This is a genomic window from Maribacter spongiicola (genome assembly GCF_052119685.1).
Lineage (GTDB): Bacteria > Bacteroidota > Bacteroidia > Flavobacteriales > Flavobacteriaceae > Maribacter > Maribacter spongiicola_A.
In genome coordinates, this window is sequence record NZ_JBGQOO010000002.1 from 108,635 (window position 1) to 123,102 (window position 14,468).

16 protein-coding genes are annotated in these 14,468 nt (G+C 34.6%); 10 read left to right on the top strand and 6 right to left on the bottom strand.

Annotated features, from left to right (window positions below; all coding sequences use genetic code 11):
- Nucleotides 1-104: 104 nt before the first annotated feature.
- Together ACEN2N_RS04595 and ACEN2N_RS04600 are read left to right on the top strand one after the other, a co-directional pair.
- Entirely contained in the window at nt 105-992 is an 888-nt protein-coding gene (locus ACEN2N_RS04595) for a hypothetical protein (RefSeq protein WP_441823225.1), read from the top strand.
- A gap of 168 nt (nt 993-1,160) precedes the next feature.
- Nucleotides 1,161-1,874, top strand: a complete 714-nt coding sequence (locus ACEN2N_RS04600; RefSeq protein ID WP_441823226.1) for a hypothetical protein — start codon at nt 1,161-1,163, stop codon at nt 1,872-1,874.
- Between the two features lie 58 nt (nt 1,875-1,932).
- Here the strand turns inward: ACEN2N_RS04600 and ACEN2N_RS04605 are convergent, their stop codons facing one another.
- Nucleotides 1,933-2,577 (bottom strand): thiamine phosphate synthase, encoded by a 645-nt coding sequence (locus tag ACEN2N_RS04605; RefSeq protein ID WP_441823227.1) that lies wholly within the window; start codon nt 2,575-2,577, stop codon nt 1,933-1,935.
- A 315-nt stretch (nt 2,578-2,892) separates the two neighbouring features.
- On the opposite strand from ACEN2N_RS04605, the gene ACEN2N_RS04610 reads away from it, so the two are divergent.
- The 6 genes from ACEN2N_RS04610 to ACEN2N_RS04635 all read left to right on the top strand — a co-directional run bounded on the left by ACEN2N_RS04610 (nt 2,893) and on the right by ACEN2N_RS04635 (nt 9,314).
- Nucleotides 2,893-3,492, top strand: a complete 600-nt coding sequence (locus ACEN2N_RS04610; RefSeq protein WP_441823228.1) for a DUF6642 family protein — start codon at nt 2,893-2,895, stop codon at nt 3,490-3,492.
- Nucleotides 3,493-3,763: 271 nt separating this feature from the next.
- On the top strand, nt 3,764-4,648 hold the full coding sequence (locus ACEN2N_RS04615; RefSeq protein ID WP_441823229.1) for a DUF4382 domain-containing protein: 885 nt from the start codon (nt 3,764-3,766) through the stop codon (nt 4,646-4,648).
- A 411-nt stretch (nt 4,649-5,059) separates the two neighbouring features.
- Nucleotides 5,060-5,287, top strand: coding sequence for a CDGSH iron-sulfur domain-containing protein (locus tag ACEN2N_RS04620; protein WP_441823230.1), 228 nt, complete (start codon nt 5,060-5,062; stop codon nt 5,285-5,287).
- 362 nt (nt 5,288-5,649) lie between these two features.
- Nucleotides 5,650-7,341 carry a leucine-rich repeat domain-containing protein gene (locus ACEN2N_RS04625; protein ID WP_441823231.1) on the top strand — a complete coding sequence of 564 codons (1,692 nt, stop codon included), beginning with the start codon at nt 5,650-5,652 and terminating at the stop codon, nt 7,339-7,341.
- 474 nt (nt 7,342-7,815) lie between these two features.
- Nucleotides 7,816-8,322 (top strand): hypothetical protein, encoded by a 507-nt coding sequence (locus ACEN2N_RS04630; protein ID WP_441823232.1) that lies wholly within the window; start codon nt 7,816-7,818, stop codon nt 8,320-8,322.
- A 29-nt stretch (nt 8,323-8,351) separates the two neighbouring features.
- Nucleotides 8,352-9,314: a hypothetical protein gene (locus ACEN2N_RS04635; protein WP_441823233.1), complete on the top strand. Its 963-nt coding sequence runs from the start codon at nt 8,352-8,354 to the stop codon at nt 9,312-9,314.
- A gap of 299 nt (nt 9,315-9,613) precedes the next feature.
- Here the strand turns inward: ACEN2N_RS04635 and ACEN2N_RS04640 are convergent, their stop codons facing one another.
- The 3 genes from ACEN2N_RS04640 to ACEN2N_RS04650 form a co-directional block, all read right to left on the bottom strand.
- A complete protein-coding gene (locus tag ACEN2N_RS04640; protein ID WP_441823234.1) occupies nt 9,614-10,789 on the bottom strand; it encodes a hypothetical protein in 1,176 nt (391 codons plus the stop codon).
- A gap of 184 nt (nt 10,790-10,973) precedes the next feature.
- Complete coding sequence (locus ACEN2N_RS04645; RefSeq protein ID WP_441823235.1) at nt 10,974-11,282, bottom strand: hypothetical protein; 309 nt, start codon at nt 11,280-11,282, stop codon at nt 10,974-10,976.
- Nucleotides 11,283-11,447: 165 nt separating this feature from the next.
- Nucleotides 11,448-11,642 (bottom strand): cold-shock protein, encoded by a 195-nt coding sequence (locus tag ACEN2N_RS04650; protein WP_424000195.1) that lies wholly within the window; start codon nt 11,640-11,642, stop codon nt 11,448-11,450.
- Between the two features lie 271 nt (nt 11,643-11,913).
- On the opposite strand from ACEN2N_RS04650, the gene ACEN2N_RS04655 reads away from it, so the two are divergent.
- Nucleotides 11,914-12,111, top strand: coding sequence for a hypothetical protein (locus ACEN2N_RS04655; protein ID WP_243835404.1), 198 nt, complete (start codon nt 11,914-11,916; stop codon nt 12,109-12,111).
- 95 nt (nt 12,112-12,206) lie between these two features.
- Nucleotides 12,207-12,674, top strand: a complete 468-nt coding sequence (locus ACEN2N_RS04660) for an FKBP-type peptidyl-prolyl cis-trans isomerase (RefSeq protein WP_441823236.1) — start codon at nt 12,207-12,209, stop codon at nt 12,672-12,674.
- Here ACEN2N_RS04660 and ACEN2N_RS04665 read toward each other — a convergent pair.
- Together ACEN2N_RS04665 and ACEN2N_RS04670 are read right to left on the bottom strand one after the other, a co-directional pair.
- A complete protein-coding gene (locus tag ACEN2N_RS04665) occupies nt 12,667-13,908 on the bottom strand; it encodes a hypothetical protein (protein ID WP_441823237.1) in 1,242 nt (413 codons plus the stop codon). The genes ACEN2N_RS04660 and ACEN2N_RS04665 overlap by 8 nt on opposite strands.
- The gene (locus ACEN2N_RS04670) at nt 13,908-14,414 is read right to left on the bottom strand and encodes a TlpA family protein disulfide reductase (RefSeq protein ID WP_441823238.1); all 507 of its coding nucleotides are present in this window, start codon (nt 14,412-14,414) and stop codon (nt 13,908-13,910) included. The genes ACEN2N_RS04665 and ACEN2N_RS04670 overlap by 1 nt, the downstream gene beginning before the upstream one ends.
- Nucleotides 14,415-14,468: the final 54 nt, after the last annotated feature.

The following is a 14,468-nucleotide window of genomic DNA, read 5'->3' on the forward strand; positions in this document are numbered from 1 at the left end:
AATTATGTTACCTTTATACTGGTGCTAGTTTATAAAAGCACACCAATAAACAGCTAGGAAATTTAGCTGGTTAAATCAATAAAACGTGCATACAAGCTTTTCATATGAAGCACATCCCATTTAAAATGTTGCTAAAGAAATCATATCTCTATATCGTTTTTATCTTTTTGGGTTGTGCGTCTACCAAAACAAACAATCAGCACACAAACAGTTCTAATGCCGAACCTACTATCATACAAACACAAAACGGTACAGGTAAAGCAAAGCCTGTAATTCAAATCTTTGGTTTAGATGATCATTCATACATTAGTCTAACACCAACGCAAACAGAATCAACGATTCATCCTAAAGATTCACTTCTACAAGACCATAGTAATGCTCAACTAAGTAGTAGTTCAGAAGAGGTCAACTTTAATAGCGATAGTCCCGTAGCTGATAGAATTGTTCAAAACTATCTGAATAGCGAAATTAAAGAGCCTGGCGGACATTGCCTTACCGTAAGTAAAACTCGGTTTGAGAAGGCATACAAAGAAGTGCACGGTCATTTGCCTTATCAAGATTTTCCCGATAGCATGGCTACGGCTACAAATACTTCTAAACAGGTATTTAACTTGCTTTATGTGACTGCTTCTAAACCAGATAAAAGCTGGCAAAGCCTTCCCGAAAAATATAGGGGCAAAGGTAATGCGGGTGCTATTACCTACGCCGGTATGGGAACTTTAGTTGATTCTACCGGTATTTGGGGCGGAAAATTAAAACCGGGTGCCCTTATGCAAGTCTGGCGGTATAAAGAAGATTATATAGAGGTGGTACAGGGTGCCGATGTTGCAAAACTAGATCCATACGGACATTCGTTTATTTTCATAAGCTATGTACGTGATGACAAGGGTGTAATTACCGGACTCCGGATTGCGGATCAAGGTTTTCAGAGTTACAGACCACTAGTGCCTAGAGATTATGATGTCTGGTGGGCAGTGAACCTAAGCGTATAGCTACACCTAAAAGCATCATAAAACTTTAACTTTTTATATGTAATTTACTCAGTACTAATACGTTCTAATAATAGTATCTTATCCCTAAATCTATTGTAACCTATGTTTCTTTTTTCGATACTACTTTCTTTTGGCTTTTTTAATGATATATCACCTAAAACAAATAGGGTGATGCATCATAGCACTGCTGCTGTAAGAACTTCATCTGTATCGAAATCAACTAATTTTAAGAAAGAAAAAACAATAGTGCTTAACATAGCATCAGATTCTATCGCTGATTCTTATGCCAGTACTAAAGAAGATTCCCATCAACTGCGGTTGCGTTTAAAAGAAGATTTACGGGCAGGTACTATTTCTATTGATCATATTAAAACAGCTTTTGCCGATCAACTGGTAGATAAAATTATTCCCCACTGGTATGGTACTCCGTGGAGTTTTGGCGGACATACTGCTACGCCTAATGAAGGTAAAATTGCATGTGGTTATTTTATTTCAACTACGCTGCGAGATATGGGAATTAATATCAACCGCTATAAATTGGCTCAAAAATCGCCCATAGACGAGGCTAAAATGATCAGTTGTGGTTCGGAAATTACCCAAGTGGAACAAGAAACCCATGAAAAAGCATTTGAAGAGATAGATACATTAACCCAAGAGGGACTTTATTTTATAGGTTTTGATGAGGGACATGTGGGCTATCTTTTAAAACGGGAGGGCGAACTTTTCTTAATACACTCCAACTATCTCAATCCAGTATCGGTTTGTATGGAAACTCTTAAAGAATCACGCGTTTTTAATCGTTTTACCAAATTCCATCTCGTAGCCATTTCTCATAATGATGCCTTGTTACAACGCTGGTTAGACAATGGTACGGTTATGTAATTTCGGATAACTTACTTATATCATAAACATATACCATAGCGCTTTTTAGCGCTATTTTTTATTCAAAAGTATGTCGTTGTTCTGCAGTTGAAGATGCTTGTAGTAATTGGTGAAATGTTTTTATACTATCAAAATTGCTCGTAATTTCTTCCGATACCGCTATGCCAGATACACCTGCTTCTAATAACCCTTTCACATCTGCCGTGGTAATACCACCAAAAGCAATAATTGGGGTTTGAGTTTTTAAAGCTTCTACTAGTAACGTATACCCATTTAAACCTAAAACCGGACTCGAATCTTTTTCATTAATACTCTCTTTAAACGGACCTAAATTGATATAATCAATTTCTTTGGCCAACAGTGTTTCTGCGTCTTGCAAGGTGTTTGCCGTACCACCAATCATTTGCCAAGTGTATAGCAGTTTTCGTACCTCGGTAGGGGAGGTCGCTGTTTTATCTAATACAACACCATCTGCTTTAATGGTATGTGCAATCTTAAACTGATTCTCAATGATCAACCGCGTCTGAAAATGAGAAGTGATTTCCCTAGCTTCTTCGGCTATTTTTAAAAATTTCTTTTCTGATACATCTACTAAACCTAACTGTACCAATTCTATACCAGAAGTACACGCCTTTTGTATATTTTCCAAAATCTCTTTTGGTGAGTTTCCTTTTGGTATGTAATGTAGCTTAGGGATTATCATGTCCATATTTTTTGACGTAAATGTTGTGGTATTTGAGTTGGCAAAGTTACGGATGTATAAATGCATATTTCTGATATAAAGTTGAAATTGGAAAAATAAGTTTACTTCTTACAGAAAGTCTTTGTATACCTTAATTATTTAATAGCTAATTGATTTGCGGAGACGTTTTTTGTTGAACATGTTTAATTGGTGTATTATAATTTAAAAACTAAAAATAAGGGGGAGGGCGAGGTGTTTGGAATAGAATTTTATACAAAAACGATAAAAAGTATAAATGAGTTACAGTAATTTTGCGGTTCATATAATTACAGCATATTGCTAGAGAAAAGAAATCAATTACCCCAAGAGCAATTTATAGATGAAGAAAACTTCATTTATTGTTTAGAAGGCGTTCAAGACATAGAAACGGACAATGTTACCGAAGCACAAGAAAGCTTGGAGCAACTGGCCATGAAATATGGTATTGCAAGTATCTACAAAACATGCGACACTATTGAAGGTCTTGAAGATAGCTTAAATGCCCTGGTTTTAGATGATCATAATTTTAAGGACTATGAAATCATCTATTTGGTGATGCATGGTGAAGCCAACAGTATTTGCTTAAATGATTACTACTATACCTTACAGGAAATTGCAGAGCTATTTGAAGGACGATTAAAAGGAAAGATTTTACATTTCTCCAATGCAAAAATTCTAGACTTAGACGAAGAGGAAGCGCAATATTTTTTGGACATTACCAATGCAAAAGCTGTGTCTGGTTATGGCAATGTATTTAGCGGAGTAAGTAGCGCCAACCTTGACAAGGCATTCTTCAACTTATTTAAAGAAGATGATGATATGTTTGAAGTTGTAGAAGAGCTGCACCAAAGACATTACAATGTCTGTAAATTGCTTGATTTTAGATTGTATTATTAAACTCAAATAATAGTATAGTAACTCTACAAAAAAAACTTCGAGTCATTTTAGATGTAAATCTTAGAGTTTTTAGAAAGTCAGTTTATTACAAATCAAAAAGCCCAGCTTTTTCATTTCTAATACCTTATTTATAAATGCACTTTAGTAATTAATAACAAGTAGTTCATCCAATAGTTGATTTTACAAGTAGGGTACTTTCGTTCTTAGTTGTTTACCTAGCGTATATATTAATTTTTTAAGTAAAACCTACAAATTGATAAAAATGAAATTTATGAAATCTAATATTCTCGCTATTGCAATTATTACCCTAAGCACGCTAGTGATGAGTTGCTCAGATGACAATGAGGTTACAAGTGATTATGGCAAACTATCGGTTAAGTTGACCGACGCTCCCTTTCCCCATGATTTGGTGGCAGAAGCCAATGTAACTATTTTCAAAGTCGATGCTAGATATAAAGGTGATATAAATCTAGAGGACGAAATGATGGATAGTACCAGCACAACCGTAGAAACAGATGGAGATAACCCGTTTATTGTTCTAATGGAAGACGAGGTACAGGTAAATCTTTTAGAGCTTACCAACGGGGTTACCAAAAATTTGGCAGATATTGATGTACCTGTTGGCACCTATGACCTAATACGTGTTTATGTAGAAGGAATAAACGTAGTTCTTAAAGATGGTACTACCTATGACCTTAAAGTTCCAAGCGGATCACAATCAGGAATCAAAATTTTTATCAAACCTGGTTTGAACGTAAGTGGCGGATTAACGTCTGATTTGTTATTGGACTTTGACGTTAGTAGATCGTTTGTGGCAAAAGGTGGAACACAAAATATTACTGGCTTTAACTTTAAACCAGTTATTAAAGCGAGTAACATGTCTACCGCAGGCACACTTACAGGAATTGTGACGGAATTACAAGAAGAAACACTTTTAGGTGTTGAAGGTGCTCAAATAGCTGTTTTCGTTGCAGATACACTGAATACAACAACATTTTCTGATGTTGATGGCAGTTATATGCTTATAGGATTAGATGCGGGTTCTTACACCGTTGAAGTAGAAAAAGAAGGTTATATTATGCAAACTGCAGATAACGTACAAATAGATGCGGCTAATAAGACAGTACTTGATTTTGAACTTGCATTAGAAGATTAATAAAATCTATATTTTTATACAAAGCGGGATATTCATCCCGCTTTTTTTATACCCGAATGGTTCACGAGTTTTGACCAAGTCCAACTACTCAGCTGATCATAATTTTATAGGCGATATTATCAAATTGATGATGAGCGGCGAAGCAAATAGTAATTACAATGTCTACGAACCTCTAGATTTTAGATTGTATTATTAAGTTACTACCTAAAACAAATCACTTACTCTTCAATTTAATAATCATCTCTCGATAACTGCTTGTAAACAATTAAAGTGAAATTTTCGTAGTTTAAAAAGTATGAATATAAGAAGCTATTACATGTTGTTTTAAAATTCATAACTCTTAATTATTCACGATAAAAATTAAATCTATATTCCTATTTTTACCAAAATCAAATTAAAGAATTTAAGATTATGAGCAAAACAAAACTAACCATAAATAGTAACGGGTCTGTCAAAGTAGAAGGAGATTTTGAAATTGTAGATAGTCAAGGTAATTCATATAACTTACAAGGTAGAACAGTGTTAGGTATATGTCGTTGCGGACTTTCAAATAACAAACCTTTTTGCGATGGTTCACATAGAAATCATTTTGAGCACGAAGCAACAGCTTTCGATTTACCTCCAATGAAAAAGAGTTAAAACATATTAATTATTGCTTTTTAATAGGCTTCTCTCATAAAAAAGCAATAATTAGTTTTTGTTCAATAATGTATTGCCTTATGACACTTTGCTTGGGTATGGCATAAAAAGAGAAGGTCTTGGAGACCTTCTCTTTTTTGAGCAGGTTGGCGAGCTGGCTTATTTGGGACAACACTTCCTTTAAATTTTTCTTTCTAGAAACTTCCTGAAAATGTAATGAAATACTCTTTGTCCGGGGCGACAATAGGAGTGAAGTGGTAATGTGTGTGGGATGGGAATCTCAGATTATATATAAGCCCAATACTTTGCTTATTAGTTTTACGTTAGAGATTAGTAATCAACAATTCTCAGTCTCGTACATTATGAAAAAAATACTATATGTTCTTTTGTTGTCCATTATTATAATTTCTTGTTCTTCAGACGATGATAGACCAACGTTAGTAGACGAACCAAATATAGCATTAGAAGGCAAACAAATATTTCGAATCGAGGATAAGGATTTAACTGCAAAAAACCAATCCGTTGGAAACCAAAAAAAACTAGACCCCACATTTGTTCTTTTGAGTATAAATGATGCTAATGGAAATTCTATTCTTACAAGAGAAAAAGTTGTATTGGAAAAAGATGGTGACAGTTTTGTAACTAATGAAATTACTTTAGAGGCTGGCACTTATGCAGTAACAGAATTCATTGTTACTGATGCAAATAATGTTGTAATTTTAATTGCCCCGAAAGAAGGTTCCGTCTTAGCCCAATTCACGACTAAACCATTACCCTTTGATTTTGTAGTAACATCCGATGAAACGAAGGAAACCGTTACTGAAAACATCAATACGGCGGGTTATACGTCGGTTGATTTTGGGTATACAGGATTAAGTTTAACATTCCCTAAAAATACTGATTTCTTTAGCGTGGTTGTCGATGAATCTGAGTTGCTTACAACAAAGACATTAAAATTAGAATCAATCACTGGGTCCATCTATTTAGTAGATTGGGGGGATGGTGCTATAGAAGAATACGTATCCACTATTAACGGGTCTGGAATCGAAAACGAGATATCGCATACGTATGCTCAAAACGGTGAATTTACAATAAACGTAAGTGGACCTGTTGCTGCTATTGAAACCTTAAGTTTTATTGGGGAAATCCCAAACGAAACCTATCAATATCAAACCAATGTATTAGGTATTGATGTGAGCAAATTAATCTTGTTGAAGGACTTGGGCATTTATACAGGTAAATTGACCAATATCAATATCTCAAAGAATACGGTTTTAGAAAACTTGTCTTTAAGCAGAAATGCATTGTCGAGTATTGATCTTACTAACAACCCGAATTTGAAAGAAGTTTTTGTGGATGATAATGCCTTAACTAGCATTGATGTATCATCAAATTTGAATTTGGAAAACCTAAATGTCACAGCGAATCAATTATCAAACCTCGATGTATCCAATAATAGCAAGCTGCACGTATTGAATGCGTGGGAAAATCAATTGAATTCGATAGACCTCTCCAATAACATAGACCTACACCTTGTTAATTTAAATTATAATGCCCTTACAGCGATTAATATTTCCCACAACCCGAATCTCCTTGAGATTATTGCTGGGGGTAATCAAATTACTAGTGTGGATGTTTCCAATAACCCAGAATTAAGACGTATCGATTTGTTTCAAAACCAAATCACAAGTATCGATTTATCAACTAATTTGAATTTGAATGGTTTATATATTGATGACAACCAACTAAGTACGCTAAACCTGTCTAGCAATACAGAACTTGAATACTTGACGGTCGAAAATAATTTGCTAAGCGAGCTGAATTTGGTATCTAATTCCAAAGTTTTTGTTGCTCATATAGGGGCGAATCAAATTAGTGCTGCAGAGCTGGATATCATACTTTCACAAATCTATGACCATGCGATTTTAAATTCGACCATGAACGGATATATTGATTATCAAAATACTCCTGGGTTCGCAGAAATTGACCCTACAACGATAGTAAAGCTCAATGAACTAGTAGCGGATTACAGCTGGACTTTTAATAACAACTAATGCGTTGTTAGCAACCCGGTTAATTGTTATACGCATTATCACAGTCCTATGTAATTTTACCGCGTTGGTCGGAAATCCAAAATACTTATATATCAATCTGTATCATAATGTTCCGCGTAATGTAACTTGAGCTTTGGTTACGGCATAAAAATAAAGATGAGAATCTTTATTTTTTGAGCGAGATGTTGCGCGGGCAAAGTTGTTACAATCTTCTTTAATTTTTTTCTTTCTAAAAACTTTCTTCTCAAAAATGTAATGGAATACTCTTTGCCTTAAGCAACGATAGGAGCGAAGTGGTAATGTGTATAGCATGAAAAATGTTTGGAGTTTAAAACATCTCGAATTCTTATTTAAGAAAATCAATTGAATTCGCTTCTAACTGGGGTTTAACGGACGATTTAAAACAATAACTAAAATCAAACATCGTTATTGAAAAGTATTTAAATCCAACCTTGAAATTCCTAAACTTCTATTATGAAAATACTACCTATAATTTTACTTCTTTCTGTATTGTTATTTTCATGTACTGAAACTGAACAACCCTTACTTGAAGAAGAAATTTTAGAAATTGATTTGGAAGAAGAAATAGATGAAGAAGAGATTTTTGAAGAGGAAGAAATAGAAATAATCCCTATTATTTGGCAAAATGGAGATGGAAGTTTGCAGAATCCTTTTCAAATAGAAACTGCAGGTCACCTATTTTATCTTTCACTACAAGTTAATGATACTTTGAAAGAAATACCCAATGATTACTATTATAAATATTTTAGGGTCGTCAATGATATTAATCTTGCATCGAAACCATTTCAGTCCATTGGTGGGTTAAAAAATAACTACGAGTTTAAAGGTCACTTAGATGGTAATAATAAAATTATTTCAAACTTATACATCAATACACCTAACGCTCGATATACCGGTCTTTTTGGAAAAACAAATGCAAACACAACATTCAAAAATATTATACTGTCAACGTTAATATAATAGGTGGAGATAAGGATACTGGCGGCATTGTGGGGAATTCACATAGTCCGCTAATTGATAATTGTAAAGTTGAAGGCAGTATAACTGGTGGTCGTTATGTTGGTGGTATCATTGGCTATGCAAATACAGGTGAAACTCGTATTATTACTAATTGTATTTTTGAAGGAAATATTGTGGGTACTGAAAATGTGGGTGGAATAGCAGGATATACAAGAGCAGGTTTTATGAATTATTGTACTTCTAAAGGAAGTATAGCCGGAGATTATAGAATTGGAGGGCTTAGCGGTGATGCGTTTCATTTTGAAATGAATAATTCAAGTTCCGTAGCCGTTGTGCAAGGTAATCTTGTTACGGGCGGCTTAGTTGGTGAAATTATAACGGGTACTATAAAAGATAGTTTTTTTGAAGGTTCAGTTGAAGGAACAAAAATGTCTGGAGGAATTTCTGGTAAAACATCCAGTTCATCTTCTATTGTAAATAGTTACAATGTTGGCACAATTGAGGGTACTGAATACATAGGTGGTCTAGTTGGATCTATGAACGATACCTTTATACAAAAGTCTTTTAATTCTGGTGATATTATAGGTAGCTCAATAGTAGGTGGTATTGCTGCATTTGTTGCAACTTCAACTGATCAATCACATGTTAAACATTGTTATAACTCTGGAAAACTTTCAGGTGGTGTCAGAGTTGCAGGTATAGCAGGTTTGGTTGATCGCGGTAGGGTTTCATATTGCTTTAATCTTGGTGAATTACCAGATATTCAAGATAGTTCTAAGGTTGACCAAATTGCAACTTATAGCTTCATAAGTGATGAACTAGATGAAAATAATACCTATTATCTTGGGAATGCTAATGGTACCAAACAAAAAACTTCTGAGTACATGAAAAGTATTGATTTTCTGAATGGACTCAATAATTTAGATTCATTTTGGAAAATGGACGTAACTCCTAATCAGAATAATGGATATCCAATCCATGTTTGGCGATAGTAAATTGTATTTAAAAATTTAAAACCTGTTTTTACTTTTAATAATTCTATTCTCTAAATAACTTATCGCTATTCTTAATTAGAATATATTTGGACTTAGCTTAATTTCGTCTTAACATAATTTCTATGTTATTATTCTCTTGCGGGATTTATAACTTAACTATGTAAAATAGCGCTTAAATGCGCTATTCACTTATTCGTTATAAATGTTCTATAATTTATATTATGTAAAATAGACTTTTTAAGACCCCACTATTACCTACATATTTCATCACAATTGTCAACATTCAAAAATTTAGGTTATTTCGGCATAAACTTATTATGATCCGATTTATCAAACTCTTTTTGAGTCCCGGCTTTAAGCTCCTCTAGTTTTGCTTTGTCTTCTGCAGCTTTAATCATTTCTGGAGTGTCTTGTTCTTCGCTTGCCCAAAACTTCCACCATGGTTTAGATTTCTTGGTAGTTGCCGGTTTCTGTTGCTTTGATACAACTGGTTTTATTTTATCACTCGTATCTACACTAGTTATTTTAGGTTTGTGTTCTATATTAGATTTTGCAGGTGTTGATTGCTGTGCTGTTTCAGATTGCTCTGTCTTAGATTTCGCTGTAGGCGCTATTAGATTGTCATCATGCAGAAACTTAAATTGTACTTTACTAGATGCCAATGCCTGTGAAATGGTTTGTAGCATTTCATTCTTCTCAATCTGCTCAATAATAGAATTACATTTATCTGTCAGCGTATCATTTAAAGGAATAGCACTACTCAATTTAAAAGTGATTTCACCACCAAAAGATTTGCGTTGCAAAATCATAAGCATAACCTGCTGAAATGATGTATTTATATCAGTAACCAGTTCTTCTATATTCTTACTTTTTAGTTCAATACCATAGTTTTGCGCCTTATTCTCAGATATCACAAAATTATCCTCTGATTCATTTTCTGGTAATTTCTCGCCTCCCATGGCGACCACTTCCCCATTTTGAACCAGAAATACCTTATCTGAAATAGGATCTTGCTGCGGATTATCAAAATACTGCTTTACAATAACCGGTAGCTTTAAACGCATCTCTGAATTAGAATCAATCGCCATCAGCACACCTTTAAAAGGAATACCCACCATTAGCGTATCGCACTTTAAATCAGCTGCAATTTTAATCATATACGCTTTATCTAAAATCTTTTCACTGGCATATTCATGACCTTCGGCAAACAACACGTTTGTACCTTCTGCCTCTGTAATTTGATATGGAACATCGATTGCCTTAAGATTTGCAAGGGCTTCTTTTTTAATAGCTGGAAACCTATCGTACAAATCTGATTCATTGGCTGCACCTTCATAAACCATAGCCTTGCCGCTATCTTTACCATAAACAACAACAGGTGCTATTGCGTCATTGAATAAGAACTCTTTAAACTGTAATTTTTCGTCTTTACGGTAATCTGAAGTTTTTAATATTGGCAACAATGTATTCATCAGTGGTTTATTTAAAGTTTGCGGTTATATATACAACAATGGTATTTGCGTTTTAGTGTACCAGCTCCCCTATTTCAAATGCTAAACCACTACCCTATGTATATTTAGATGTCTAATACTTAACTCATAGACACAAAAAAACCGCTCATTACTGAGCGGTTTGAATTTTTATATAAAATTATATTTATCTGTTTAACAGATACGATGCTACTTCTAGTTCTAATTCGTAGCACTCTTCCATTTGGCGATCTACATCGTTCATACTATCCATGATAGAAATGTCATTCATTTTTAAAATAGACATTAAAGAATTGGTACTACTTGCCGTACGATTAATAGTTGATTTCAAGCTTTCTTTTTTCTCGAAGCCACTTTGCGTCTGAGGTTCATATAAATAAGATTCCAACTTCAATAATAATTGCTCGACCGATTTACGTTTTCGTTCTAATTCGGTCAATACAGCTACTTTTTGAGAACTCATTGAAATTTTCATAAACCAATTTAATTTTTATTAGAACGGAGCATAATTAAATTGATTGTGTTCATAATTGCCAAATTTATCACAAGATGCTGAAAACAAAATAACCGCTCATTCAGAGCGGTTATAAATCTTTAAGTTTAATAAAAAAGTCCGTCATTGCTGACGGACTTTCAAAGGTTATTCTATAACTCTAACGTTAACTGCGTTTAATCCTTTTTTTCCTTGGGTTAGTTCGAATTCGACTTCATCGCCTTCGCGAATCTCATCAACTAATCCTGAAATGTGAACGAAATGTTCTTTGTTTGAACCTTCTTCTGTAATAAATCCGAAGCCTTTAGCATCGTTGAAGAATTTTACTGTTCCTGTACTCATAAATGTAATATAATTTGATATTAATAATTACTAGCTGAATTACAACTATAATGCCAAAAATTAAAACTGGCATAATTTTACTATTTCATCTATTCATCACAACTACCACCTTTTATACGAATGAAAATTATTTCTTCTACCAATTACTAACTATTGTTTATTATCAGTAGCAATAATAATACCCGCCTTAACCACTATTTAATAACCAAAACCAAAAAAATTAGGATCACATAAATAAATGCTTTATTTTAGTATCGTTAAAATAACTAGTGTGACTACAAAACCTAATTTTGTTCTTCTTTCTGAAAACAACACCTACTACGTAGAATACCTTATTGGGCATCTTGTTTTAGCGAATAGCATTACAGAAGCCGTTGTTTTTGAATCGCAATCACACGCCATAAAATTTCAAAAATACCTTTACAAAAATTGTAGCGTCCGCTTTTCGGTGAATACCTTTATTGCATAATTAGAATACCCTACTATTCTTTTTATAATGGTTAAATGCATCTTAAATTGGTGTTTGTTTATTGAGCAAAAACTATCTTTCCAAAAAAAAATATAATGAAATACATTGCTATACTTCTACTTGTAACTACTATGATTTCTTGTGGATCTAACGATGACAAGCAAACACCTCTTGAGGCTATCGATTTTACCACAATCAATGAAGAAGAGATAAATGCATATTTAACTGCTAATGAGCTGGAGTCACAAACTACTGCGTCTGGCTTACACTATATTATTAAAAACCAAGGTGATGGATCAAAACCATCTGCTTCTTCTAACGTAACTGTAGCTTATAGAGGTTATTTTCTTGATGGTGAAGTTTTTGATCAAAGCGCAGAAGGATTATCTATAGGTCTTAATCAAGTAATTGCAGGGTGGACAGAAGGTATTCCCTTATTTAACGAAGGTGGAAACGGCGTATTGTTAGTGCCATCTCACTTAGCCTACGGTAGTTTTGATTATAATGGTATACCTGGTGGTTCTGTATTGGTATTTGATATTGAATTGATTTCGGTTAATTAAACGAAAACCCTTCTACCGGCATTTTAGCAGTACGTACTTGAGTGACTGTACCAGCTTGCTCGGTCCATGCAAAATATAGGGTTTCTTCAACAATTTCCATTTGAGGAAATCCGGATTTTCGAGAATCTACCATTTCGGTAATCACTTTCTTTTTAGAAATTGTACCGTCTTTATTCACAGCCATTGCCTTAAACAATGCCGTTTTATCATTGGCTTCCATCCAGCTTACTATAGCGTTATCTTCATCCATCCAAACAACATCAACACGACCCATTATAGTACCTTCGGCAACTAATACTGGCTCAGAAAATTCAGCTCCTCCATCGGAAGAAAAAGTGATTTGTACCTTTTGCTTATTTGATGCACCTGTAAACCAAGCGACGACCAAATTATTACCCAAGGTATCTACTTTTGGTCCGTTTACGGGACACCCTTTTATCTGCCAATCATCTTCATGTATTACTTTAGGTGCCGTCCACTCCCCTTTCACCTGACGAACAATACTGATGTCACGAATTTCATCGTCTGATCGATCACGATATATCACTACCGGACCATTATCTGTTATCGCTGAAGTCGTCTGGCAGCAGTCGCATGTGCTAGTATCCAATTCATATTCTTCTAATAATTTTCCTGCAGCAGATACCACTCCGCCACGTAAAGTCATTGCTCCCCGCTCCCCAGCCTTATTTTCTTCGGTATTTCTACCATCGAGCCAATTGACGAAGAAGTTGTTATTGTACGGGACTATGCTTACAAAACCATGTTCGGTCGGCGTACCATCGGTATGCAGTTCTAAACCGGTTATCCAATCGGTTGCTCCCTTTGGTTTCACGTTCATTTTAACATCGTAAGAATACGTACCTTTTGTGGATTTCTTTAAAACGTGAGACCATAAATTACCATTGTTCTCGGTAATCATAGGATAATCTGCCCAGTTTACGAACCAATCTGTACCACCCAATATATTTTGCGCTTCTTGCCACTTACCATCGATCAATTGAGAATATCGTAAAGTCGTCATTGTATCGTAAGAAGTTTCTACCCATGAAAGCATGGCAACATCTTTATTGGACATTAAGTGTGGCAAAGCACTAGAATCCCCTGCCGGTGAAATCATGTCTTCTATCATGCTTACCGGTGCCACCGGCAGTATTTTCTTAGGTTCTTCTTTGCAACCTAGAATCAAACTGGTAATCGAGAAAAGAAAAAAAGTCTTTGTTAGTATGTGCATTACTTTACCGCTCTAAGTTTTTCGATCATTTCGGGACTATCCCACTTCAATCCGCCATCAAAACGCAATACCTGCTCCCCTACTTCATTATAAACAAATGTTGCGGGTAATGCACTCACATTCTCTTCGGCATATACCCCGTTGAATTTTATAAAATCTAACTGAAATTTGCGTGCTTCTTTAAACATATTAATTTTATCTACAGACTGATCAGATGCAAATAGAAATACGTAGTTGTCTTGTTCTAGAATGGTCTGTGCTTTCTCCATATCTGGCATTTCTTCGATGCAAGGTTTGCACCATGTTGCCCAATAGTTCACCAACACACGTTTACCTTTGTAATCACTTAATTCAATAGGGTTACCCTCTAAATCTTCATAAGTCGAAATGGAAACCTGTTCTACAATAACCTCGGGTATAACTTCTGTATTCACCTCTGTTTTTACCTCTTTACAACTTGTAAAAGAAATACTTAAAACGAAGAAAAATAATATTCTTAAAATCATATTCAAAGATACCATTTCGATGGATGAATATCGTACCCTTTAAACCAAAAAAAA

What these genes read in the sequence shown, in the direction of transcription:
- ACEN2N_RS04595 (WP_441823225.1), top strand. Translation starts at nt 105, where the DNA reads ATGAAGCACATCCCATTTAAAATGTTGCTAAAGAAATCATATCTCTAT.
- ACEN2N_RS04605 (WP_441823227.1), bottom strand. Translation starts at nt 2,577, where the DNA reads ATGATAATCCCTAAGCTACATTACATACCAAAAGGAAACTCACCAAAA.
- ACEN2N_RS04615 (WP_441823229.1), top strand. Translation starts at nt 3,764, where the DNA reads ATGAAATCTAATATTCTCGCTATTGCAATTATTACCCTAAGCACGCTA.
- ACEN2N_RS04620 (WP_441823230.1), top strand. Translation starts at nt 5,060, where the DNA reads ATGAGCAAAACAAAACTAACCATAAATAGTAACGGGTCTGTCAAAGTA.
- ACEN2N_RS04625 (WP_441823231.1), top strand. Translation starts at nt 5,650, where the DNA reads ATGAAAAAAATACTATATGTTCTTTTGTTGTCCATTATTATAATTTCT.
- ACEN2N_RS04630 (WP_441823232.1), top strand. Translation starts at nt 7,816, where the DNA reads ATGAAAATACTACCTATAATTTTACTTCTTTCTGTATTGTTATTTTCA.
- ACEN2N_RS04640 (WP_441823234.1), bottom strand. Translation starts at nt 10,789, where the DNA reads ATGAATACATTGTTGCCAATATTAAAAACTTCAGATTACCGTAAAGAC.
- ACEN2N_RS04645 (WP_441823235.1), bottom strand. Translation starts at nt 11,282, where the DNA reads ATGAAAATTTCAATGAGTTCTCAAAAAGTAGCTGTATTGACCGAATTA.
- ACEN2N_RS04650 (WP_424000195.1), bottom strand. Translation starts at nt 11,642, where the DNA reads ATGAGTACAGGAACAGTAAAATTCTTCAACGATGCTAAAGGCTTCGGA.
- ACEN2N_RS04660 (WP_441823236.1), top strand. Translation starts at nt 12,207, where the DNA reads ATGAAATACATTGCTATACTTCTACTTGTAACTACTATGATTTCTTGT.
- ACEN2N_RS04665 (WP_441823237.1), bottom strand. Translation starts at nt 13,908, where the DNA reads ATGCACATACTAACAAAGACTTTTTTTCTTTTCTCGATTACCAGTTTG.
- ACEN2N_RS04670 (WP_441823238.1), bottom strand. Translation starts at nt 14,414, where the DNA reads ATGATTTTAAGAATATTATTTTTCTTCGTTTTAAGTATTTCTTTTACA.